The 23014-nt window shown below is 72.2% G+C and carries 21 protein-coding genes; 6 read left to right on the top strand and 15 right to left on the bottom strand.

What is annotated here, in order from left to right; genetic code table 11:
- Positions 1-54 precede the first annotated feature (54 nt).
- From ACFV9D_RS01860 to ACFV9D_RS01890, 7 genes are read right to left on the bottom strand one after another with little or no spacing between them, the layout of a single operon-like run.
- Positions 55-840 carry an ABC transporter ATP-binding protein gene (locus ACFV9D_RS01860; protein ID WP_385139337.1) on the bottom strand — a complete coding sequence of 262 codons (786 nt, stop codon included), beginning with the start codon at positions 838-840 and terminating at the stop codon, positions 55-57.
- Entirely contained in the window at positions 833-1762 is a 930-nt protein-coding gene (locus ACFV9D_RS01865; protein ID WP_385139340.1) for an ABC transporter permease, read from the bottom strand. The genes ACFV9D_RS01860 and ACFV9D_RS01865 overlap by 8 nt, the downstream gene beginning before the upstream one ends.
- 50 nt (positions 1763-1812) lie before the next feature.
- Entirely contained in the window at positions 1813-2691 is an 879-nt protein-coding gene (locus tag ACFV9D_RS01870; protein WP_385139432.1) for a glycosyltransferase family 2 protein, read from the bottom strand.
- Between the two features lie 20 nt (positions 2692-2711).
- Entirely contained in the window at positions 2712-3491 is a 780-nt protein-coding gene (locus ACFV9D_RS01875) for a CDP-alcohol phosphatidyltransferase family protein (protein ID WP_385139343.1), read from the bottom strand.
- Positions 3469-4530 (bottom strand): iron-containing alcohol dehydrogenase family protein, encoded by a 1062-nt coding sequence (locus ACFV9D_RS01880; protein ID WP_385139346.1) that lies wholly within the window; start codon positions 4528-4530, stop codon positions 3469-3471. Before ACFV9D_RS01880 ends, ACFV9D_RS01875 begins: the two co-directional genes overlap by 23 nt.
- On the bottom strand, positions 4518-5255 hold the full coding sequence (locus ACFV9D_RS01885) for a sugar phosphate nucleotidyltransferase (RefSeq protein ID WP_385139349.1): 738 nt from the start codon (positions 5253-5255) through the stop codon (positions 4518-4520). The genes ACFV9D_RS01880 and ACFV9D_RS01885 overlap by 13 nt, the downstream gene beginning before the upstream one ends.
- Positions 5252-7072, bottom strand: coding sequence for a DUF5941 domain-containing protein (locus tag ACFV9D_RS01890; protein WP_385139435.1), 1821 nt, complete (start codon positions 7070-7072; stop codon positions 5252-5254). The genes ACFV9D_RS01885 and ACFV9D_RS01890 overlap by 4 nt, the downstream gene beginning before the upstream one ends.
- A 406-nt stretch (positions 7073-7478) precedes the next feature.
- Between ACFV9D_RS01890 and ACFV9D_RS01895 the strand changes: the two genes are divergently transcribed.
- The 3 genes from ACFV9D_RS01895 (at position 7479) to idi (ending at position 10625) form a co-directional block, all read left to right on the top strand.
- Positions 7479-8420 carry a cation diffusion facilitator family transporter gene (locus tag ACFV9D_RS01895; protein WP_385139351.1) on the top strand — a complete coding sequence of 314 codons (942 nt, stop codon included), beginning with the start codon at positions 7479-7481 and terminating at the stop codon, positions 8418-8420.
- A 204-nt stretch (positions 8421-8624) separates the two neighbouring features.
- Positions 8625-9872, top strand: a complete 1248-nt coding sequence (locus ACFV9D_RS01900; RefSeq protein ID WP_385139354.1) for a GNAT family N-acetyltransferase — start codon at positions 8625-8627, stop codon at positions 9870-9872.
- A 144-nt stretch (positions 9873-10016) separates the two neighbouring features.
- Complete coding sequence (gene idi / locus ACFV9D_RS01905; protein ID WP_385139357.1) at positions 10017-10625, top strand: isopentenyl-diphosphate Delta-isomerase; 609 nt, start codon at positions 10017-10019, stop codon at positions 10623-10625.
- Here the strand turns inward: idi and ACFV9D_RS01910 are convergent.
- Positions 10591-11154: an ATP-binding protein gene (locus ACFV9D_RS01910; protein WP_385139359.1), complete on the bottom strand. Its 564-nt coding sequence runs from the start codon at positions 11152-11154 to the stop codon at positions 10591-10593. The two genes, idi and ACFV9D_RS01910, sit on opposite strands and share 35 nt — an antisense overlap.
- A 255-nt stretch (positions 11155-11409) precedes the next feature.
- On the opposite strand from ACFV9D_RS01910, the gene ACFV9D_RS01915 reads away from it, so the two are divergent.
- Positions 11410-12153 carry an enoyl-CoA hydratase/isomerase family protein gene (locus ACFV9D_RS01915; protein ID WP_385139362.1) on the top strand — a complete coding sequence of 248 codons (744 nt, stop codon included), beginning with the start codon at positions 11410-11412 and terminating at the stop codon, positions 12151-12153.
- Positions 12154-12225: 72 nt separating this feature from the next.
- Here the strand turns inward: ACFV9D_RS01915 and ACFV9D_RS01920 are convergent, their stop codons facing one another.
- Together ACFV9D_RS01920 and ACFV9D_RS01925 are read right to left on the bottom strand one after the other, a co-directional pair.
- Positions 12226-12867 (bottom strand): DJ-1/PfpI family protein, encoded by a 642-nt coding sequence (locus tag ACFV9D_RS01920; protein ID WP_385139365.1) that lies wholly within the window; start codon positions 12865-12867, stop codon positions 12226-12228.
- A gap of 10 nt (positions 12868-12877) precedes the next feature.
- Positions 12878-13861 (bottom strand): GlxA family transcriptional regulator, encoded by a 984-nt coding sequence (locus ACFV9D_RS01925; protein ID WP_385139367.1) that lies wholly within the window; start codon positions 13859-13861, stop codon positions 12878-12880.
- A gap of 125 nt (positions 13862-13986) precedes the next feature.
- On the opposite strand from ACFV9D_RS01925, the gene ACFV9D_RS01930 reads away from it, so the two are divergent.
- Together ACFV9D_RS01930 and ACFV9D_RS01935 are read left to right on the top strand one after the other, a co-directional pair.
- Positions 13987-14850: a hypothetical protein gene (locus ACFV9D_RS01930; protein ID WP_385139369.1), complete on the top strand. Its 864-nt coding sequence runs from the start codon at positions 13987-13989 to the stop codon at positions 14848-14850.
- A gap of 563 nt (positions 14851-15413) precedes the next feature.
- Complete coding sequence (locus tag ACFV9D_RS01935; RefSeq protein ID WP_385139372.1) at positions 15414-17795, top strand: Tex family protein; 2382 nt, start codon at positions 15414-15416, stop codon at positions 17793-17795.
- Between the two features lie 52 nt (positions 17796-17847).
- Here the strand turns inward: ACFV9D_RS01935 and ACFV9D_RS01940 are convergent, their stop codons facing one another.
- The 5 genes from ACFV9D_RS01940 to ACFV9D_RS01960 all read right to left on the bottom strand — a co-directional run bounded on the left by ACFV9D_RS01940 (position 17848) and on the right by ACFV9D_RS01960 (position 22825).
- On the bottom strand, positions 17848-18750 hold the full coding sequence (locus ACFV9D_RS01940; protein ID WP_385139438.1) for an oxidoreductase: 903 nt from the start codon (positions 18748-18750) through the stop codon (positions 17848-17850).
- A 209-nt stretch (positions 18751-18959) separates the two neighbouring features.
- On the bottom strand, positions 18960-19367 hold the full coding sequence (locus tag ACFV9D_RS01945; protein ID WP_385139375.1) for a hypothetical protein: 408 nt from the start codon (positions 19365-19367) through the stop codon (positions 18960-18962).
- Positions 19364-20131 (bottom strand): 2-phosphosulfolactate phosphatase, encoded by a 768-nt coding sequence (locus tag ACFV9D_RS01950; protein ID WP_385139378.1) that lies wholly within the window; start codon positions 20129-20131, stop codon positions 19364-19366. Before ACFV9D_RS01950 ends, ACFV9D_RS01945 begins: the two co-directional genes overlap by 4 nt.
- Positions 20131-21768, bottom strand: coding sequence for an ABC-F family ATP-binding cassette domain-containing protein (locus ACFV9D_RS01955; RefSeq protein WP_385139381.1), 1638 nt, complete (start codon positions 21766-21768; stop codon positions 20131-20133). The genes ACFV9D_RS01950 and ACFV9D_RS01955 overlap by 1 nt, the downstream gene beginning before the upstream one ends.
- 25 nt (positions 21769-21793) lie before the next feature.
- Positions 21794-22825, bottom strand: a complete 1032-nt coding sequence (locus ACFV9D_RS01960) for an oxidoreductase (RefSeq protein ID WP_385139384.1) — start codon at positions 22823-22825, stop codon at positions 21794-21796.
- Between the last annotated feature and the right edge of the window lie 189 nt (positions 22826-23014).

Consider the following 23014-nt stretch of genomic DNA (forward strand, 5'->3'; position numbering starts at 1 on the left):
AGCGCACGAAGGCCCCCGCCGGTCCGGCGGGGGCCTCGCGAGGCGGTGACGGGACTACTTCCCGGTCTCGCGCTCGTACGCCTTGAGGACCTCTTCCGTGGGCCCGTCCATCAGCAGCTCGCCCTTCTCCAGCCACAGCACGCGGTCGCAGGTGTCCCTGATCGACTTGTTGCTGTGACTGACCAGGAAGACCGTGCCGGCCTCCTTGCGGAGCTCGCGGATGCGCTGCTCCGAGCGTCGCTGGAACTTGGCGTCGCCCGTGGCCAGCGCCTCGTCGATCATCAGCACGTCGTGGTCCTTGGCGGCCGCGATGGCGAAGCGGAGCCGGGCGCCCATGCCGGAGGAGTACGTACGCATCGGCAGGCTGATGAAGTCGCCCTTCTCGTTGATGCCCGAGAAGTCGACGATCCCCTGGTAGCGCTCGCGGATCTCTTCCTTGCTCATCCCCATGGCAAGGCCGCCGAGTATCACGTTGCGCTCGCCGGTCAGGTCGTTCATCAGCGCCGCGTTGACGCCGAGGAGCGAGGGCTGGCCGTCGGTGTAGACCTTGCCGCTCTCCGTGGGGAGCAGTCCGGCGATGGCGCGCAGCAGCGTCGACTTGCCGGAGCCGTTGCTGCCGATGAGGCCGATGGCCTCGCCGCGGTACGCGGTGAAGGAGACGCCGCGCACGGCGTGCACCTTGCGGACGCCCCGGGAGACCTCGGCCTTGCCGCGGCCGAGGATCCGGCTGAGCGCCGCCGTGGCGCTGCCCTTGCCGCCGCCACCGGTGTTGACCCGGTAGACGATGTGGACCTCGTCGGCGATGACGGTGGGAACGCGTCCCTGAGTGGAATCAGCCACGGCCGTACCTCTCCTCGGCCTTCCAGAAGTAGACGAAGCCACCGATGCCGATCGCCAGGGCCCAGCCCAGGGCGGTGGCCCAGACGTGCGTCGGCAGGTTCTCGGAGCCGTAGCCGTCGATCAGGGCGAACCGGATCAGGTCCATGTAGACCGCGGCCGGGTTGTACATGAGCACGTCGGCGATCCAGGCCGGCTTGTCGGCCAGCATCACCGGGATGGAGAACATGACGCCGGACGCGTACATCCAGGTCCGCATCACGAACGGCATCAGCTGCGCGAGGTCGGGCGTCTTGGCACCCATCCTCGCCATGATCATGGCCAGTCCGACGTTGAAGACGAACTGCAGGAACAGCGCGGGGACCAGCAGCAGCCAGCGCAGCGAGGGGTAGCTGCCGAAGCCGATCGCGACCGCCGCCAGCACGATCATGGAGAACAGCAGCTGCTGGAGCTGCTGGAGCGCGAAGGAGATGGGGAGCGTGGCGCGCGGGAAGTGCAGCGCCCGGACGAGCCCGAGGTTGCCCGAGATCGCTCGCACACCCGCCATCACCGAGCTCTGGGTGAAGGTGAACACGAAGATCCCCGTCACCAGGAAGGGGATGTAGACCTCGGTGGTCATCCCCTTGCCGGCTTCCAGGATCAGCCCGAAGATCAGGAAGTAGACCAGCGCGTTCAGGAGCGGGGTCGCCACCTGCCACAGCTGGCCGAGCTTGGCCTGGCTGTACTGCGCCGTCAGCTTGGCCTGGGAGAAGGCCAGGATGAAGTGGCGTCGCCCCCACAGCTGGCGGACGTACTCGAAGACCCCGGGCCGGGCGCCGCTGACCGCGAGACCGTACTTGGCGGCCAGCTCGGCCGGGGTCAGGCCGTCATCGGCGGACGGGGGGGCGCTCGTCGCGACCGCACCGTCGTGGGTTGTGTCACTCACAAGTCGAAACTTTCGTATCCAAGATGCGCGGCAAGTCGGGTACCACGTTGTCACACGACGGGCGGGCGTCCCAGTCGGGTCAGCCGCCACACCGTACGCCATTTCATGGGCCGTCGCGGTCCGCAGGGGGAGGCCCAGCCTTCCCGGAATCCGCCGATCCACGCCTTGAGGGCGGGGACGGAGGGGCGCCGCGCGAGAGTCAGCAGCAGCCAGACACCGAGATAGACCGGAACCAGGGGTGCGGGGAGATTGCGGCGGGCCAGCCACACCCGGTTGCGGGCCACGTTGAAGTGGTAGGACGCGTGCCGGGAGGGTGGTGTGGTGGGGTGCAGCAGCACCATGTCGGAACGGTAGTCGATCATCCAGTCGGCGTCGAGGGCCCGCCAGGCGAGATCGGTCTCCTCGTGCGCGTAGAAGAACTCGCCCGGCAGGTCGCCGACTTCGGTGAGCACCTTCGTACGGACGGCGTTGGCGCCGCCGAGGAAGGTGGTCACCCGCGAGGACCGCATCGGGTCGGCCGCGCGCAGCCGCGGGACGTGCCGGCGCTGGGTGAGACCGGTCTCCGGGTCCGCGATCCGGAAGCTGATGATGCCAAGCCGCGGATCGGCGGTGAACGCCTGGCGGACCAGCTCGGCGGTGTCCGTGTGGGCGAGGAGCCCGTCGTCGTCCAGGAAGAGCAGCGCGTCGACGGGGCCGCAGGGCCCACCGGGGCCGAAGGCCTCGATGCCGACGTTGCGGCCACCGGGGATGCCCAGGTTCTCGGGCAGGTCGATGGTGTGGACGCCGTCGGGCACGCCCGTCACGGGGGCGCCGTTGCCGACCACGACGACCTCGATCGGGTCGCCGTCCTGCTTGACGACCGAGTCGAGGAGCGCGCGCAGATCGTCGGGGCGGTTGCCCATGGTGATGATGACGGCGCCCAGCTTCATCGGCGTACTCACGCTTGTCCTCACTTCAGCCGGCTCGACGCCAGGATCGACACCAGGTGCAGCAGCGTCTGCAGGAGCGCGATGCCCGCGAGGACCGCGACGCCGAGCCGGGTGAAGAACAGGTCGTCCCTGATCGTGTCGACGATCGCCAGGACCAGGATCAGCAGGGATGCCTCGATCCCGAGGACCAGGCGGTGGAACTTCAGCGCCGCGGCGGCCCTGCGGGCCAGCGCCATGCCGGACGAGCGGGGCTCGGACGCGGCCTCCTTGACCGGCGGCAGCCCGCCCTGGTGCCGGGCGACGCCGACCAGGTCGGTCTCGGCCTTGATCAGGATCGCGCCGAGGGCGGCGAGGGTGCCGAGGAAGGCCCAGAGCCAGTCGATGCGTCCGCTGCCCCACAGGTCGGCGGCGCGCAGGCCGAGGCCGACCAGGACCGCGGCGTCGCACAGGTACGCGCCGACCCGGTCCAGGTACACGCCGCCCAGCGAGAACTGCTGCTTCCAGCGGGCGACCTCGCCGTCGACGCAGTCGAGCAGCAGGTAGAGCTGGACCATGACCACGCCGAGCACGGCGCCGGTGATGCCCGGAATGAGCAGGGCGGGGGCCGCGAGGACGCCGCAGAGCGTCATCACGTACGTGAGCTGGTTCGGCGTGATCCGCGTCTTCACCAGGTGCCGGGTGATCCGCAGCGAGATCTCCCGCATGTACATGCGGCCCGCCCAGTGTTCGCCACTCCGCCGGTCCTTCACACCCGCGGGGTGAACGACCGGGCGGAGCTCAGCTACCGATGGCTTTTGCATAGTCGGCGTACGCGTCCCTGATCTCGTCTGTGGACAGGTCGAGGTGCTCGAGGATGGTGAAGCGGCCCGGGCGGGTCTGCGGGGCGAAGTCCACGGCCCGGACGAACTCGTCCACCGTGAAGCCCATCTCCTCGGGCGTCACCGGCAGGCCGTGCCGGCGCAGCGTCTCGACCATCCCGAGGGAGCCCTCCGCGGCACCGCGCAGGTGCATGGCGAAGGCCGCGCCCAGACCGCACTGCTCGCCGTGGCTGGCCGCGCGCTCCGGGAAGAGCAGGTCGAAGGCGTGGCTGATCTCGTGGCAGGCGCCCGAGGAGGGCCGGCTGTCACCGCTGATCGACATGGCGATGCCGGACATCACCAGGCCCTCGGAGAGCGTGACGAGGAAGTCGTCGTCGCCGACACCGCCGGGGTGGCGGAGCACCGCCTCGCCGGCGCTGCGGGCCATGGCCGCGGCCAGGCCGTCGACCGGCTCGCCCGTCTCGCGGTGCGAGAGCTCCCAGTCCGCGATGGCGGACAGGTTGGAGATCGCGTCGCCGATGCCGGAGCGGACGAAGCGCACCGGGGCGTCCCGGATCACGTCGAGGTCGATGACCAGCGCGATCGGGGTGGGGACACCGTAGGAGCCGCGCCCGTTGTCGTTGTCCAGGGTGGAGATCGGCGAGCAGATGCCGTCGTGCGACAGGTTGGTGGCGATGGCGACCAGCGGCAGGCCGACCCGGGCCGCCGCGTACTTGGTCACATCGATGATCTTGCCGCCGCCGAGGGCGACCACGGCGTCGTACCGCTTGCCGCGCATCGCGTCGGCGAGCCGCACGGCCGCGTCGATGGTGCCGCCCTCGACCGGGTACCAGTCGGCACCGGGCAGCTCGGGGGCGAAGTGGTCACGCAGCTTCAGACCCGAGCCGCTGCTGATCGCGACGGCGATCCGGCCGTTACTGGAGATCCGCTGGTCCGCGAGGAGCGCGGAGAGGTCCTCCAGCGCTCCCCGGCGGATGTCGACGACGACCGGCGAGGGGATGAGCCGGGTCAGTACTGGCACGCGATGTCACGGCCCTTCGCCAGGTCGTCGTGGTTGTCGATCTCGACCCACTTCACGTCGCCGATGGGCGCCACGTCGATCGTGAAGCCGTCGTCGACGAGCTTCTGGTAGCCGTCCTCGTAGTAGAGGTCGGGGTCGCGCTCGAAGGTGGCCTTCAGGGCGTCGGCGAGCGCCTCGGCGGCCTCGGGCTCGATGAGGGTGACACCGATGTACTCGCCGGTGGCGGTCGCCGGGTCCATCAGCTTGGTGATCTTCTGGACGCCCTTGCCGTCGGCGGTGATGACCTTCATCTCCTCGTCGGCGAGGTTCTTCACCGCGTCGAGGGCGAGGATGATCTTCTGGCCGTTGCCGCGGGCGGCGAGGAGGGTCTTCTCGACGGAGACCGGGTGGACGGTGTCGCCGTTGGCGAGGATCACACCGCGCTTGAGGACCTCACGGGCGCACCACAGGGAGTAGGCGTTGTTCCACTCCTCGGCCTTGTCGTTGTCGACGAGGGTGAGCTGGAGGCCGTACTTCGCCTCCAGGGCCTCCTTGCGGTCGTAGACGGCCTCCTTGCGGTAGCCGACGACGATCGCGACCTCGGTGAGGCCGATCTCGGCGAAGTTCTTCAGCGTGAGGTCGAGGACGGTGGTGTCACCGTCGACAGGCACGAGGGCCTTCGGAAGCGTGTCGGTGTAGGGGCGCAGACGCCTTCCGGCACCGGCTGCCAGTACGAGGCCAATCATGCTGTTTCTCCTTCGTCATGTACGGCGGGTGCTCCGGAGGACACCCAGAAGCGGATGGACTCCACGAGCACCACGAGCGCGACGGTGACCGCCAGGGCGGTGAGCGCCAGGGTGAAGTCGTTGCCACGGCTCGCCAGCAGGGCGGCGAGGACGGTCACCAGCAACGTGCGGCCCTCGTGACCGCCGATGGTGCGCACCAGCCACGCGGGCGGCGCGCCGGTGCCGCCGCGGATGCGGTACACCGTGTCGTAGTGATGGTAGGCGACGGCGGCCACCAGTCCGTAGGCCGCGGGCAAGGCCCCGTTCACCTCGGAGCGGGCGGCGAGGATCAGGATCGTGCCGTATTCGGCGGCCCGGAAGACGGGCGGCACGAGCCAGTCGAGGGCGCCCTTGAGGGGGTGGGAGACCGCGAGGCCGGACAGGACGGCGTAGGCGACGGCGCCTGCGACCGCGACCCACGGGTCGTCCACGGCCAGCGCGACGCCGAGCGCGGCGGCGCCGAGCAGGGCCTTCACGAGCGGGGCGTACGGGAAGCGGCCCTGCGGGAGCCGGAGCTTCGCCACGGTCTCGCTGATCGGCCCCGAGTCCGCCAGGTCGGCGAGGGCCTGCGCGGCCCGGTCCGTGCGGTTCGCCTTCCGCGTCAGCGAGCGCAGCACGCGGCCGGCGGTGGTGTAGCAGGCGCCGAACGCGCAGCCGATGATCAGGGCCCAGAAGACGATCCGCGGGGTGGTGGCGGCGGTCAGGACCGCGATCATGGCCCAGCGCTCGCCGATCGGCAGGATGATCATCCGGCGGACCCAGACGGTCCAGCCGACGCTGTCGAGGCGGTGGGAGAGGGCCGCGGTGGGGCTGGTGTTGGCCGTGGCGTCGTGGTTGGCCTCGTTGAACGAGAAGTCCACGACGTGCCGACAGGTCATCAGGACCATCGCGCCCAGCGCGAGAGCCCACACGTCGTCGCCGTTCCGCGCGGCCCCGAGGGCGAGGCCCGCGTAGAAGGCGTACTCCTTGGCGCGGTCGAAGGTGGCGTCGAGCCAGGCGCCCATCGTCGAGTACTGCAGGGAGTAGCGGGCGAGCTGCCCGTCGGTGCAGTCCAGGACGAAGGAGACCAGGAGCAGGACGCCGGCGGCGATGTATCCGCCGCGCTCGCCCGTGGCGGCGCAGCCGGCCGCGACCAGGGCGGTGAGCAGCGAGGCGGTGGTGACCTGGTTCGGGGTCAGTCCGCGCCGTGCGCACCAGCGGGCGATGTAGCGCGAGTACGGGCTGATGAAGAAGGTGGTGAAGAAGCCGTCGTGGGCCTTCACGGCGGAGCGCAGCCGTACGGCCTCGTCGTCGACGGCCGCGACGGCGCCGCGGGCCGCGTGCCGGTCCTCCGCGTCGGCCGGTACGGCGGCGACGAGCGAGCCGAGCTCGGGGCGGTGCACGGCGACGCCGTCGGCGTCGAGCGCGGCCGCGAGGGTGTCCGGCAGGCCCTCGCCCGCCGTGACGGATACGGGCCCGGGGTCCGCGCCCGGCACCGGCGCGGACACGTCCGTCAGCGCGCGGGCGAGCGCCGGGCGGGCCTCGCTCTGCGCGGTGAGCGCGCCGGGCACGGCGGAGGCGGGGAAGCGGGGGTCGGTGAGGGCGAGCCGCAGCGCGTGGAGGTGTCCGACGAAGCGGGGGTCGACGACGGCGACCCGCTCGCCGGCCGGTACGGCGGCGAGCAGCGCGCCGGCGTCACGCGGGTCGGCGGCGACCCTGACGTCGAAGCCCAGCGACCGCAGATCGCCGTCGAGCGACGATCCGGGTACCGGCGGACCGGTGAGGATGGCGGTCGACAGACGAACTCACTCCTTGGAGCTGACGGGCGGGGCCGGCGGGGCCCATGACACGGCCCCGGGCACGGCGGTACGGCCCGGCATCGGGCGGCAGCACGTCGGCTGAGGCTATCGGATGAACGAAAGCGGGAGTTCACCGAGGCTTTGCGGTGCGGACTCCCCCGGGCCCACTCGAATCCCCACGAGCGCGCCCCGTCCTGCGGAGATCATCATGGGCGATCGACGTGCCGCCCCACAAACCGCGCTCCGCGACCCTGTGGACAGGCCGCCGCACTCCGCCCCGCGCGGTCCGCATAACCGCAGGTCAGATGATATGACAACGGTGTTCAGTACCGTGTTGCACATACCCCCCACCCGTAGTTCACTTGCGAGCCGGGGCACAGAGACGACACGACCGGGAGGCCTTGTCATGGGGGCTGGACACGACCACGGACACAGCCACGGCGGACCGCCGCCCACGGGCACCGCGGCGGCGGCGTACAAGGGCCGGCTGCGGATCGCACTGGGGATCACACTGTCCGTGATGGTGATCGAGATCGTCGGCGGCGTCGTCGCGGACTCGCTCGCCCTGATCGCGGACGCGGCCCACATGGCGACCGACGCGGTCGGCCTCGCGATGGCGCTCCTTGCGATCCACTTCGCCAACCGTCCGCCCACGGAGCAGCGCACCTTCGGCTTCGCCCGGGCCGAGATCCTGGCCGCGCTCGCCAACTGTCTGCTGCTGCTCGTCGTCGGCGGCTACGTGCTGTACGAGGCGATCCAGCGGTTCATCGAGCCGGCCGAGACCAAGGGCGGACTGACCATCGCGTTCGCGCTGGTCGGTCTGGTCGCCAACATGATCTCGCTCTCACTGCTCGTCCGCGGCCAGAAGGAGAGCCTCAACGTCCGCGGCGCCTATCTGGAGGTGCTCGCCGACGCGCTCGGCTCGGTGACCGTCCTGGTCTCGGCGGGCATCATCCTGGCCACGGGCTGGCAGTACGCCGACCCGATCGCCTCGATCCTCATCGGCCTGATGATCGTGCCGCGCACGATCAAGCTGCTGCGCGAGACCCTCGACGTGCTCCTGGAGTCGGCCCCCAAGGGCGTCGACATGGGGGAGGTCCGCGCCCACATCCTGGCGCTGCCGGGCGTCGAGGACGTCCACGATCTGCACGCCTGGACGATCACCTCCGGGATGCCGGTCCTCTCGGCGCACGTCGTGGTGGACCAGGCGGCGCTGGACGCGGTGGGCCACGAGAAGATGCTGCACGACCTCCAGGGGTGCCTGGGCTCCCACTTCGACGTGGAGCACTGCACCTTCCAGCTGGAGCCTGCCGGCCACGCCGAGCACGAGGCGAAGCTCTGTCTGTGACTCCGTGACCCCTGCTACCGTTGATCGACAAACGTGAGGTGGGAGAGGAGCTGAGGTTGATGACCGTCGCGATGGAGGCTGCCCAGTGCGGCAGCACCCGGTCCGGCTTCAGCTCCCGGGTCTCCGGCTGACCTGATCCCCCGGTTCCTCCGAACCGGTTCGTCACGTCGTCGGCCGGGGCCCTCTCACCCAAGGGTTCCCACGTTGTCCGACAACGCTCTGTACACCGCTTTCTTCGCCCTGCACCACGGTCTTCCGCGTCAGGGTCCGGGCTCCGACTCCACCACCCGTCGTCTGCTCGCCATTGCCGGTCCGCTCCCCGAGCGGCCCCGCGTGCTCGATCTCGGCTGCGGCCCCGGCCGCTCCGCGCTGCTCCTGACCTCCGAAGCCGGAGCCGAGGTGACGGCCGTGGACCTGCACGAGCCGTTCCTCGACGAGCTGCGGCAGGCCGCCGACGCCCGCGGGCTCGGCGGTTCGGTCCGTACGCTCAACGCCGACATGGGCAAGCTCCCGTTCCCCGACGGATCCTTCGATCTGGTCTGGGCCGAGAGCTCGGCCTACGCCCTCGGCTTCGACACCGCGCTGCGCGAGTGGCGCCGCCTCCTGGCTCCCGGAGGCACGCTCGTGCTCACCGAGTGCGAGTGGACGGTGGACGAGCCGAGCCAGGAGGCCCGCACCTTCTGGGCGGAGCACTACGCGCTCCGAACCACCGCCGGGAACACCGCGGCGGCGGTCGAGGGCGGCTATCACGTGCTCGGCGTCGTCCCGCAGCCCGAGAGCGACTGGGACGAGTACTACGGCCCGCTCGCCGAGCGGGCCGACGCCGCGGACCCGACGGTCCCGGGCATGGCCGAGGCCCTCGCCTCGACCCGCGCGGAGCTCGCCATGCGCCGTGACCACGGCGGCGAGTACGGCTACACCGGCTACGTCCTGCGGCCCGCCGACACCCGGTGGCGTACGCGGGAGGAGACGGCCGCCGACATCCCCCGCGTACGGGAGATCAACGCGGCCGCCTTCGCCACCGCGGAGGAGGCCGCGCTGGTCGACGCCCTGCGCGAGGACGCCGGCGCCTGGCTGCCGGGTCTGTCGTATGTCGCGGAGGCGGCCGACGGCACGGTGGCGGCCTACGCGCTCGTCACCCGCTGCCACGTCGACGGTGTTCCGGCGGCCGCGCTGGCCCCGGTCGCCGTCGATCCGGCGCACCAGCGCCGGGGGGCCGGAGAGGCCGTCGTCCGGGCCGTGCTCGACGCGGCGCGGCTGCGCGGAGAGCGGCTCGTCCTGGTGCTCGGTCACCCGGAGTACTACCCGCGCTTCGGATTCGCACGGGCGTCGGAGTACGGAATCAAGCCAGGTTTCGAGGTCCCGGACGAGGCCATGATGGCGATGGTCCTCGACGGTTCCGGCCCGGTTCCGCGGGGCATGATCCACTATCCGGCGGCCTTCGGGGTCTGACGCGTCATCCGCTCCCGCCGCACCGGGGTGTACTCCGGTGCGGTGGGAGCGGGCCATGTCCGGCCTGCGAAGTACGGACAAGCCGCCTTTGTGCGGCAGACTGAGAGTGCCTCAACGGGCCGAGGACCGAAGCGAAGGATGGGTATGCCGACCACATCAGCCACCGCGGCACACAGCTCGCCGAACGGAGTCTCTTCGGGCGGCGCCCCGGAGTCGATCATGCTCGAGCTGGTCGACGAGGACGGCAACACGATCGGCACGGCCGAGAAGCTCGCCGCCCACCAGGCGCCGGGACAGCTGCACCGCGCCTTCTCCGTCTTCCTCTTCGACGAGTCGGGCCGGCTGCTGCTGCAGCGCCGCGCGCTCGGCAAGTACCACTCCCCCGGTGTCTGGTCGAACACCTGCTGCGGCCACCCATACCCGGGCGAGGCGCCGTTCGCGGCCGCCGCCCGGCGCACGTACGAGGAGCTGGGCATCTCGCCCTCGCTGCTCGCCGAGGCGGGCACCGTCCGCTACAACCACCCGGACCCCGCGTCGGGCCTGGTGGAGCAGGAGTACAACCACCTCTTCGTCGGCCTGGTCCAGGCCGAGCTGCGGCCGGACCCGGAGGAGGTCGAGGAGACCGCCTTCGTGACGGCGGAGGAGCTGGCGGAGCGGCACGCGAGCGCGCCGTTCTCCGCCTGGTTCATGACCGTCCTGGACGCGGCACGTCCGGCCGTCAAGGAGCTGACGGGTCCGTCCGGGGGCTGGTGATCCCGGGCAAGGTCGGGGTTCCGGGCGCCGTCATGGGCGCCTGGGCTCCGATGCCCGGCGCCGTCCCGAGCCCCGGCACGCGCGGCGCGAGGGGCAGTGCGGCCCAGATGATCTTGCCACCGCTCGCGGTGTGCTCCACGTCGCACGCCCCGCCGGCCTCCAGCGCGATCTCCCGCACCAGGAGCAGCCCGCGGCCGCCCGTCTGCCCGTAGTCCGCCTCCAGCGCCTTGGGGCGGTACGGATGGTTGTCCTCGACGGACACCCTGATCCACTCCGCTCCGATCGCCACCTCCACCGCCACTTCGGGGGAGAGCAGCGCCGCGTGCTTGACGGCGTTGGTGACCAGCTCCGAGACGATCAGGAGCAGCCCCTGGACCGTGTCGTCGTGGACCGGTACCCCTTGACGGATCAGCAGGTCCCTCACGGCGTGCCGGGCCTGCGGAACGGAGACGTCGACCGCGGGAGCGGTGAAGCGCCAGACCCCTTCGTAGGACGGTGGCCGTGCGGGGACGCTCCCGCGGCTCTCCATAGTCCGGCTCCCACCCTCGTGCTCGATTGTCGCCACGGGATCGAGTCTTGGTAATCCGTAGGTCCGGACCGACCTACTGACCAGAAGTCGACACTTATCGACCGACTTCTGATCGGGTGAGTATGCCAACGTCAGTTGTTCGACTGCTCCTGATCTTCTCCTGACGGCTTCGGAGGGACCTGCGAAGCCGTACGGCCCCCCTCCTCGCACCCCTTCTTGATCGTACGGTCGGGGTGCCCGGATAGCATCCGGCGCATGGAGCCGCAGCTGAGTGCCAGCGTCGTCGACGGGGTCGCCACCGTCGTGATCTCGAACCCCGCCAAGCGCAACGCGATGACGGCCGCGATGTGGCGGTCCCTGCCGGACATCCTCACACCGCTCGCGACCGACCCCGGGGTCCGTGTTCTCGTCCTGACCGGTGACGGCGGGACGTTCTGCGCCGGCGCGGACATCTCGACGCTGCGCGAGCCGGGCGACCAGCAGCAGTCGCTCGCGATAAGGGCCGAGGAGACGCTCGCCGCCTTCCCGAAGCCGACGCTCGCCGCCGTGCGCGGCTACTGCGTGGGCGGCGGAAGCCAGCTCGCCGCGGCCTGTGATCTGCGGTTCGCCGAGGAGGGCACGCTCTTCGGCGTGACCCCGTCGAAGCTCGGGATCGTCTATGCCTCCTCCTCCACCCGTCGACTGGCCGCGTTGGTGGGGCCGTCGGCCGCCAAGTACCTGCTCTTCTCGGGCGAGTTGATCGACACCGAGCGGGCGCTGCGCACCGGCCTGGTGGACGAGGTGCTCCCGGCCGGGGAACTGGAGAAGCGGGTGGGCGAGTTCACCCGTGTGCTGGTCTCGCGCTCCTTGCTCACGCAGGCGGCTGCGAAGGAGTTCGCGGACGGGCGCACCGACCGGGACGCGTACTGGGCGGAGCAGGCCCGCGGAAGCGGCGACACCGCGGAGGGGGTCGCCGCCTTCCTGGAGCGCCGCGCGCCCCGCTTCACGTACGGGATCTGAGGCTTCGCGCGCGGGATCTGAGGCTTCGCGCGCGGGGCTCGGCCCCCGACGGGGCTCGGTCCGCGATGAGGCTCAGCCCTCGACGAGGTCCTTCGGGGCCGTGCCGCGCCAGTGCGCGACGATCTCGGCCGGGGCTTTCTCCGGGGAGCCCGCGTCGTAGGGCGGCTGCGGGTCGTACTCGGTCAGCAGCTGGATGGTCTGCGCCGTGGCGTCACCCGCGATCCGGCCGATGAGGTGCAGCGCCATGTCGATGCCGGAGGAGACCCCGGCGGCGGTGACGTACTTGCCGTCGAAGACGACCCGCTCGCCGGTGGGCTCGACGCCGAGCGCGCGCAGCTCCTCGTACGCGAGCCAGTGGGTGGTGGCCCGGCGGCCGTCGAGCAGGCCCGCCGCGCCCAGGATCAGGGAACCGGTGCAGACGGAGGTGGTCCAGGTGCTGGTGGCGTCGGCGGTACGGAGCCAGCCGAGGATCTCCGGGTCGTTCATCGCCTGGCGGGAGTCCGGGCCGCCGGGGACCAGGACGATGTCCGGGTTCGGCACGTCGGCGAGGGTCTTGTCGGCGACGAGGGCGAGGCTTCCCTGGTCGTTGCGGACCGGTCCTGCTTCCTTGGCGACGAAGACGGTCTCGGCTCCGGCGAGGCGGGCGAGGAGCTCGTAGGGGCCGACGGCGTCGAGGGTGGTGAAGCGGTCGTAGAGGAGCACGGCGATCTGCATGGGATCCCTTTCAGCGGGTGGTCTGCGGAGCGTTCGGTACGGGTGCGTGGAAGCGGCGGCGGTAGTCCGCCGGGGCAGTCCCCATGGCTTTGACGAAGGCCCGGCGCATCGCCTCGGGGGTACCGTAACCGGCGGCCCGGGCGACCTCCTGGACGCCGTCGGCCGTCTCCTCCAGGAGCCTGCGCGCGTGCTCGATCCGGACCCGGTCGACGTACCGGCCCGGAGTCGTACCGGTCTCCGCCTGGAACGCGCGGGCGAAGTGACGCGGCGACAGCCGGGCGCGGGCGGCCAGGGCCTCGACCGAGAGGTCCCCTTCGGGATGCTCGGTGATCCACTGCTGGAGGTCGCGCAGGGGTGCCCGGCGGGCGGTCTGGGCGGCGAGCTGGGCGCTGAACTGCGCCTGGTTGCCGGGGCGGCGCAGAAAGACGACCAGGTGGCGGGCGACGGTCAGCGCGGCGACGCGGCCGAGGTCCTCCTCCACGAGCGCGAGTGCGAGGTCGATGCCCGCGGTCACACCGGCGGAGGTGGAGATCCTGCCGTCGCGGACGAAGATGGGGTCGGGGTCCACGTCGACGTCCGGATAGCAGCGGGCGAGGTGGTCGCAGGCGATCCAGCGGGTGGTGGCCCGGCGTCCGTCGAGGAGTCCGGCCTCGGCGAGCAGCAGGGCGCCGGTGCAGACCGACACCAGGCGCTCGGTGTGCGGGGCGTTCTCCCGGAGCCAGTCGATCAGCCGGGGATCGGGGCGGCGGGTGCCCTCGCCGCCGGGGACGAGCAGGGTGTGCGGGCGGTCCGCGGCGTCGAGCGTCGTGTCGGGAAGCAGGCGCAGGCCGCTCTGGGTACGGACCGGAGCGCCGTCGAGCGAGGCGGTCACGATCGGGTAGGTGCTGCCACCGCCACCGAAGCGGCCGGCGCCGGCGAACACCTCCACCGGTCCGGTGACATCCAGGCTCTGCACGTCGTCGAAGAGGACGACGAGCACGGGTCGCTTCGTCATGTGTTCCATCCTTGGCGGGGCGCGGGACGGCCGCAATGACGAAGACCCCACGTTTCCTGCCATCGGCCGTCCGGGGACAGCCCCGACCTTCCCGTCGTACCGACCAGTCGGTAACGTGCCGTTCCATGACCTCTCTGCCGCCCCGCGCGGGCCGCCGCTGCCACCACATGCTGAACCCGATGCACTCCACGGTGTACTTCTCGCCGGACCTGGACACCGAGTTCCAGGCCCTCGGCTTCGAGGACCCGTCGGCCATGCGGCTCGCCTCGCGCAGCGCCGCGATGGGGTCCGTGGGCGCCGGGACCGTCGCCGCGACCTTCTACAACTACAACGTCGAGCTGCTGGCCCGGTACCTCCCGGCGGTCTGGGACATCGCCTCGCCCGCCGAGGTGGGGGCGGCCCGGCTGCGGGCCGTGGACACCACGATGCGCCGTCTCCTCGGCGAGGAGACGATCGCCTCGGCCGAGATGGCGGAGGCCGCGGAGCTCGCCCTGCGCGCCACCGAGGCGTGCACCCGGCACGCCCGGCCGCTCTACTCGGCCCACGCCGACCTGCCGGTGCCCGAGGAGCCGCACCTGCGCTACTGGCACGCCGCGACGCTGCTGCGCGAGCACCGGGGCGACGGCCACCTCGTGGCGCTGCTCAGCGCGGGCCTCGACCCGCTGGAGGCGCTGGTCAGCCACACCGCCACGGGCCTGGGCATGAGCCCGCGCTGGGTCCTGGGCAGCCGCGGCTGGGGGCGTGCCGACTGGGAGGCCGCCGTGGCGCGGCTGCGGGAGCGCGGGCTGCTCGACGGCGGAGGCGAGCTCACCGCCGAGGGCGAGGCGCTGCGCGAGACGGTGGAGAACCACACGGACCGCCTGGACTCGGCCCCGTACGAGCACCTGGGCGCGGCGGGCGTCGAGCGCCTGACGGAACTGGGCAAGACCTTCCGCAACACGGCGTACCTCGCGGGCGCGTTCCCGGCGGACCTCACCGGCAAGGGCTGAGCGGGAGCGGCAGCGGGGCGGGGCGAGCGGCGCAGGCGTCGCCGGCGGCGCGGGCGGGACCGGCGACGCAGGCGTAGGCGGCGGGCCGGCTGCGTGGGCGCGGACGGCGGAGCGCGCGGCGCAGGCGCGGGCGGCGCAGGCCAACGGAGCGGGCGCGGGCGACGCGGGCCGGCGACGCAGGCGTAGGCGTCGGGGACGCGGGGGGCGCGGGCCGGCGACGCAGGCCGGCGGCGCGGGCCGGCGACGCAGGCGTAGGCGGCGGGGCCGGTGGAGCGACACCGGGGCCGCTTCATCGGCCCGCGCGGCGCGGAATGGCCGCCGCCCACCGAGGGCGGGCCTCCGGCCAGGGCGTGCGGAGGCGTTCGTCCTGGACGCGTGCGCGCCCGGGACTGGCGGTCCGGCAGGGCGTGCGGAGGCGTTCGTCCTGGCCGCGTACCCGCCCGGGACGGGCGGTCCGGCAGGGGCAACGTCGAGGTGTGCGCGGGGCGCGTGGCGCATTCGGGCGGGGGACGCGGCAGAATGCAGTCGCAAGCTTGAGGCACGAGAAGGCGAGTCGGTACACCGTGACGACGTCCATCGAAGGCAGGATCGCCGAGGAACTCGGCGTACGCGAGCGACAGGTGAGGGCGGCCGTCGAGCTGCTCGACGGCGGGTCGACCGTGCCGTTCATCGCGCGCTACCGCAAGGAAGCGACCGAGATGCTCGACGACGCGCAGCTGCGCACGCTCGAAGAGCGGCTGCGTTATCTGCGGGAGCTGGAGGACCGGCGGACCGCCGTCCTCGATTCCGTACGGGAGCAGGGCAAGCTGACGGCCGAGGTGGAGGCCCAGATCCGGGCCGCCGAGACCAAGGCCCGGCTGGAGGACATCTACCTGCCCTTCAAGCCCAAGCGCCGCACCAAGGCGCAGATCGCCCGCGAGGCCGGTCTCGAGCCGCTGGCGGAGGGGCTCCTCGCCGACCCGTCGGTGGAGCCGGCGGCCGCCGCCGCGGCCTTCGTCGACGCCGACAAGGGCGTCGCCGACCCGGCCGCCGCGCTGGACGGCGCCCGCGCGATCCTCACCGAGAAGTTCTCCGAGGACGCCGACCTCATCGGCGAGCTGCGCGAGCGGATGTGGGGCCGGGGACGGCTCGCCGCCAAGGTCCGGGAGGGCAAGGAGGAGGCGGGCGCCAAGTTCGCCGACTACTTCGACTTCGCCGAGCCGTTCACCGCGCTCCCCTCCCACCGGATCCTCGCCATGCTGCGCGGCGAGAAGGAGGACGTCCTCTCCCTTGAGCTGGAGCCCGAGGAGCCGTCGGAGGCGCCCGGGCCGTCCTCGTACGAGGGGATGGTGGCCTCTCGCTTCGGCGTGGCCGAGCGGGGCCGACCCGGCGACAAGTGGCTTCTGGACACGGTCCGTTGGGCCTGGCGGACCCGGATCCTGGTCCACCTCGGGATCGACTTGCGGCTCCGGCTGCGGACGGCGGCGGAGGACGAGGCGGTACGGGTCTTCGCGGCGAACCTGCGCGACCTGCTGCTCGCCGCCCCGGCCGGCACGCGGGCGACGCTGGGACTCGACCCCGGTTTCCGTACGGGCGTGAAGGTCGCCGTGGTCGACGCGACCGGCAAGGTCGTGGCCACCGACACGATCTATCCGCACGTCCCGGCGAACAAGTGGGACGAGTCGCTGGCGAAGCTGGCGCGGCTCGCGAAGGAGCACGCGGTCGAGCTGGTCGCCATCGGCAACGGCACCGCGTCCCGCGAGACGGACAAGCTCGCGGCCGAACTCATCGCCAAGCACCCCGAGTTGAAGCTCACCAAGGTCATGGTGTCCGAGGCCGGCGCCTCGGTGTACTCGGCCTCCGCGTTCGCCTCGCAGGAACTGCCGGGCCTGGACGTGTCGTTGCGCGGCGCCGTCTCGATCGCGCGACGGCTGCAGGACCCGCTCGCCGAGCTGGTGAAGATCGACCCGAAGTCGATCGGCGTGGGGCAGTACCAGCACGACCTGTCCGAGGTGAAGCTCTCGCGTTCGCTGGACGCCGTCGTCGAGGACTGTGTGAACGGCGTCGGCGTCGACGTCAACACCGCCTCCGCGCCGCTGCTTTCGCGGGTGTCGGGGATCGGGGCCGGGCTGGCCGAGAACATCGTGGCGCACCGGGACGCCAATGGACCGTTCCGGTCGCGGAGGGCGCTGAAGGACGTGGCGCGGCTCGGGCCGAAGGCGTACGAGCAGTGCGCGGGCTTCCTGCGGATCCGGGGCGGCGACGACCCGCTGGACGCGTCCTCGGTGCACCCGGAGGCGTACCCGGTGGTGCGGCGGATGGTGAAGACGACGGGCGGCGAGGTCGCGTCGCTGATCGGCAACACGGGTGTGCTGCGGTCGCTGCGCGCGGACGAATTCGTCGACGAGACCTTCGGTCTGCCGACGGTCACGGACATCCTGCGCGAGCTGGAGAAGCCGGGGCGGGACCCGCGGCCGGCGTTCAAGACGGCGACGTTCAAGGAGGGCGTCGAGAAGCTCGGCGACCTGGCGTCGGGGATGGTCCTGGAGGGCGTGGTCACGAACGTGGCGGCCTTCGGTGCCTTCGTGGACATCGGCGTGCACCAGGACGGCCTCGTGCACGTGTCGGCGATGTCGAAGAACTTCGTCAAGGACCCGCGGGACGTGGTGAAGCCGGGTGACGTGGTCCGGGTGAAGGTCCTGGACGTCGACATCCCGCGCAAGCGGATCTCGCTGACGCTGCGGCTCGACGACGAGGCCACGACGGAGTCGGCGGGCGGGGGCGCGCCGAAGCGGGAGCGGCCCGAGCGCGGCGAGCGTCGCGACCGGGGCGGCCGTCCGCCCCAGCAGCGCCGGGCCCAGGCCCAGGGCTCGGCCCCGGCCCCCGCGAACAGCGCGATGGCCGACGCCCTGCGCAAGGCGGGTCTCCTGAACGAGGGCGGCGGCGGCAAGCGACGCGGCCGCTGACGCGCGACGACGGGCCCGGCCGGAAGGCCGGGCCCGTCCGTCTTCCCGGCGGTCAGGGTGACGCGGGGCGGCGGATCGAATCGAGCAGCCGGAGCTCCTCCGCCGTGAGTCGGAGTGCGCCCGCCGCCACGTTGTCGACGAGGTGATCCGGGTTGCCCGTCCCGGGGATGGCCAGCACATGGTCGCCCTGGTGCAGGATCCACGCCAGGCGGACCTGCGCGGGTGTGACACCGTGCGCGCGGGCGACGGTGTGGACCTGCTCGTGCTCGGCCCGGACGGCTCCGGCCTCGCGTCCTCCCCCGGCGATGGAGAAGAAGGGCACGAACGCGATGCCGCGCGCCGCGCACGCCCGCAGCATGTCGTCCCCGTCGGGCGCGTCGAGGCCGTAGGGGTTCTGGACGCAGACCACCGGTGCGATCTCCTGAGCCTGGGCCAGGTGTTCCGGACGGGCGCTGGAGATCCCGAGGTGACGGACGAGTCCGGCGTCGCGCAGTTCGGCGAGGGCCCCGAAGTGTTCGCTGATGGAGTCCTGGCCCATGAGGCGCAGGTTGACCAGGTCGAGGTGGTCGCGGCCGAGTTGGCGCAGATTCTCCTCGACCTGGCCGCGCAGCTGGTCGGGTCGCGCCGGTGCGACCCACTCTCCGTCGGCGTCCCGCGCCGGGCCGACCTTGGTGACGATGACGAGATCGTCCGCGTACGGCGCCAGTGCCGAGTTGATCAGCTCGTTGGCGGAACGCAGCCGCGAGAAGTAGAAGGCGGCGGTGTCGATGTGGTCGACGCCGAGTTCGACCGCGCGGCGGAGCACGGCGATCGCCTGCCCACGGTCGCTGGGGGTGCCCTCGCTGAAGGCGGCGCTGCCGGTCAGGCGCATGGCACCGAAACCCATCCGGTTGACCGTGAGGTCACCGAGCATCCACGTACCAGCGGCTGCCGCAGAGACCGCGTGCGACGTCATCGTGTCCATCAGCTCCATCCGATCGGCGCCCGCCCGTCCATGGTTCAGGGCGCGGCGGACCTGGAGTATGCGCAGGTGAGAGGCGAGGCGGGAAGGCACGGAGCAGCAGGGGAATGTCACAGCGCGACCGGGAATCCCGGAGGCGCGCCGTGAGTTGAGAACGGTATGCGCTCCTGGGGCCTGTCCGACCTTGATCCGCCGGACCGGCCCTAGCCGTTCGGCAGGAAGCGGAGCGCCCATTCCGCGCGGTTCGCCACCGTCAGGTCGTCGTCCTCCGTCAGCGGCTGGAGCAGGGCGCGGGAGCGGTCCGGGTCGGCCTGGACCAGGTCGACGATCTCCGTCGCCAGGGAGTCCTGGTCGTCTCCGAGATCGACCGACGAGGCCCGCAGCAGGGCCGGGAGCGCGTCCGGGCCGCCGATCGCGGCGAGGACGCCGCCGAGCAGCTCGCGGGCGTAGGCGTTCCGTTCGACGAGGGCGCGGTCCAGTTCGGCCTGGAGCCGTGGAAGGAGCGCGGCGTCGCCCGAGGCGGCGATCTCGTCCGCCAGGTCGATCGTCTCGTCGACGTCGGCGTCGAGGTCGTCCAGCATCTCGGTGAGCCGGGTCAGCAGGTCGGTCATGGTGCCTCCAGGAATACGCCGTCCGTGAGGACGGGGACGGTCTCCGAGGTGTCGACCTCGGCGGCCACCGCCACATCCTGCGGATAGCCGTACTCGTACAGTTCACGCCCTGAATCGCAGCGGTGCAGCACCGCCGCGGGGTCCTCCGTCGCCTCCCACAGCGTGGCCGCCGCCCGCGCCTCGGGCGTCAGGTCGTACGGGCCCAGGGCGCACAGCGCCGACAGGACGGCGCCGGCGCCCAGCAGGTCCTCCAGCGCCGGGCGCAGGGAGCCGTCCGGCCACCGCTCGCCCGAGGCGATCACGGCGAGCCGGAGGGATGCGGAGCCGTACCCGTGCCGGGCCAGCCATCGCGCGACGGCCGTGCGGTTGCGGAGCGAGGCCGCGACCACGGTCGCGCCGCCCTCCCCCAGAGCCTCGCCTGGGGGTACCCCCAGCTCGCTTCGCTCCGCGGAGATCGTGGAGCCGTTCGGGGAGGGCAGGACCAGGCGCAGGGTCGGCGGGGCCGCCCGGAGCGCGGCCGGGGAGAGCGTCCACGGCGTCTCCGGTGACGCCTGGCTGCGGCCGACGGCCAGGGCCGCGTCCAGCTCGGCCGCGTACGCAGCCGCCGTCTCGTCCCGCCAGGGGTACGGGAAGACGGCGGAGCCGGACTCCACCGCCACTCCGACCGACGTCGTGAAGGAGAGGACGTCGACGACGACCAGGCATGCGGCGTCCCGGGCGAGGACGGCCGCCTCCGTCGGGCCCCAGCCGAAGGTGACGCCCATCAGAGCTCGGTCACCTTGCCGTCCGCGACCTCGATACGGCGGGTCGTGCGGACCGCGTCGAGCATGCGCCGGTCGTGGGTGACCAGGAGGAGCGTGCCCGTGTACGTGTCGAGGGCGGATTCCAGCTGCTCGATGGCCGGCAGGTCCAGGTGGTTCGTCGGCTCGTCGAGCACCAGCAGGTTCACCCCACGGCCCTGGAGCAGGGCCAGCGCGGCGCGGGTGCGCTCGCCCGGGGAGAGCGTGGTGGCCGGCCGCAGCACGTGCTCGGCCTTGAGGCCGAACTTCGCGAGGAGGGTCCGTACCTCGGCGGGCTCGGTCTCGGGCACCGCCGCGCAGAACGCGTCGAGCAGCGACTCGGAGCCGTGGAAGAGCTTGCGCGCCTGGTCGACCTCGCCGACGACGACGCCCGAGCCGAGCACCGCGTCCCCCGCGTCGAGCGGGAGCCGGCCGAGGAGCGCGGCGAGCAGCGTCGACTTGCCGGCGCCGTTCGCGCCGGTGATGGCGACGCGGTCGGCCCAGTCGATCTGGAGGGTGGCGGGTCCGAAGCGGAAATCGCCGCGCCGGACCTCGGCCTCGCGCAGGGTCGCCACGACCGAGCCGGAGCGCGGGGCGGCGGCGATCTCCATCCGCAGCTCCCACTCCTTGCGGGGCTCGTCGACGACGTCGAGCCGTTCGATCATGCGCTGCGTCTGGCGGGCCTTCGCGGCCTGCTTCTCGCTGGCCTCGCTGCGCGCGTTGCGTCCGAGCTTGTCGCCGTCGGTGGCCTTGCGGCGGGCGTTCTTGACGCCCTTGTCCATCCAGGACCGCTGCATGTGGCCGCGCGCTTCGAGGGCGGCCTTGCGGCCCGCGTACTCCTCGTAGCCCTCGCGGGCGTGCCTCCGGGCGGTCTCCCGCTCCTCCAGGTACGCCTCGTAACCGCCGCCGTAGAGCGTGATCTGCTGCTGGGCGAGATCGAGTTCGAGGACCTTGGTCACCGTGCGGGTGAGGAACTCGCGGTCGTGGCTGATGACGACCGTCCCGGCGCGCAGCCCCTGCACGAAGCCTTCGAGCCGCTCCAGACCGTCGAGGTCGAGGTCGTTCGTGGGCTCGTCGAGCAGGAAGACGTCATAGCGGGAGAGGAGGAGGGAGGCGAGTCCGGCGCGGGCGGCCTGGCCGCCGGAGAGGGAGGTCATCGGCTGGTCGAGGCCGACGGTGAGGCCGAGCGAGTCGGCGACCTCCTCGGCGCGCTCGTCCAGGTCGGCGCCGCCGAGCCCGAGCCAGCGCTCCAGGCTGACGGCGTACGCGTCGTCGGCGCCGGGGGCTCCGTCGACCAGGCCCTGGGTGGCCTCGTCCATGGCGGTCTGTGCCGCGGCCACGCCCGTGCGGCGGGCCAGGAACTCCCGTACCGTCTCGCCCTCGCGACGCTCCGGCTCCTGCGGGAGGTGGCCGACGGTGGCGGTGGGCGGGGAGAGCCTCAGCTCTCCGTCCTCGGGGGTGTCGAGCCCGGCGAGGAGGCGCAGCAGCGTCGACTTGCCGGCTCCGTTGACGCCGACGAGGCCGATGACGTCGCCGGGGGCGACGACGAGGTCGAGGCCGGCGAAGAGGGAGCGTTCGCCGTGGCCGGCGGCGAGGTCCTTGGCGACGAGGGTTGCAGTCATCAGGAGATGAATCGTATGTCACCGGTCAGTGCACGACCGGGACGACCAGCTCGCTCCCGGTGGTGCGGGCCACCAGGAAGGACTGTCCCTTCACCGCCTTCGCGTCCAGGGGGATCCGATGGGTGCCCGGCTCCAGCACGTCGTCGAGGAGAAGCTTCTCGTGGGTGCGGTAGAGACGGTCGAGGCGGTACGCGACGAGCTGGACGCCGACCGCGGAGGCCACCTCGACCGTGGCCTCGGCCCCGGCGGCCGCCAGCGCGGTGAGCCGTCGGCGCTCCGGCGGGGTCGGGTCGAGGGCGGAGACGATCTGAGCGACGAGGACGGGGACGACCGGGGCGAGGCCGTCGACGTACGCCACGTCGACGGCGGCCCGGGCGAACGAGGCGCGCACGGCCGCCCGCGCCTCTTCGGGGACGGCTCGGCCGAAGGCGACGGCGCCGTAGCCGCGCAGCTCGTCGTCCGTGACCCCTTCGGTGTCGGGGACGATGTCGGCGCCGATGCCGATGGTGCGCAGGGCAGCGGCGAGCTTGCCCAGGACGGCGGCGCGGGCGCCGATGAGCAGGACACGGCGGGCGGCGGGGGCCTCGGCGGTGAGCTCGTCATGAAGCAGCCGTTCCAGTTCGGCGCGGTACTGCCCGCCGCGGAAGCGGTACGGGCCGATCCCCTGGTAACCGTTGAAGTCGAGGTCGGCGACGTCGTCGGTCTGCCAGGCGAAGTCACGCCACACGATGTCCTCCCCGTCGCGCTCGATGACGGCGGTGACCGCTCCACAGCCGAGTCCGTCGCACTCCGGACAGCCGTAGATCACGTGCCGGCCGCCCTCCAGCGGAGCCTCGGCGTCGAGGAGGAGACCGCGGACGCTCTCGGTCAGGATCGCGGGCGGGATGTCGGAGGCGAGGGGCGAGACGGCGTCGAGGTCGGCGAGGCGGAAGAGCAGTGGCCGTCCGTCGACGACGAAGTCCAGGAAGTCTCGGTGCGCTCGGTGACCGCCGCCTGGGGTGACGGCACCGGCACGTATCGCGGGGGCGAGGGCGAAGGTCGCGTACTCGGCAGGCATGTTCGGGAGTATTCCCCGGCGGCGGCTGATCCGTGCATGGTCCGTGGGCGCGGGGCCCGGGTACCGTCCGTTCAGTGAGCCGAGGCTCCGGCCCCCGAGGGGGGTAGGGGCCGGGCCCGGGCGGGGGGGGGGGGGTGCAGGGCCGGGGTAATATAAAAAAAAACCCGGCCACCACACAACAAGGGAGAG

It is taken from the genome of Streptomyces sp. NPDC059875 (genome assembly GCF_042731085.1).
GTDB lineage: Bacteria > Actinomycetota > Actinomycetes > Streptomycetales > Streptomycetaceae > Streptomyces.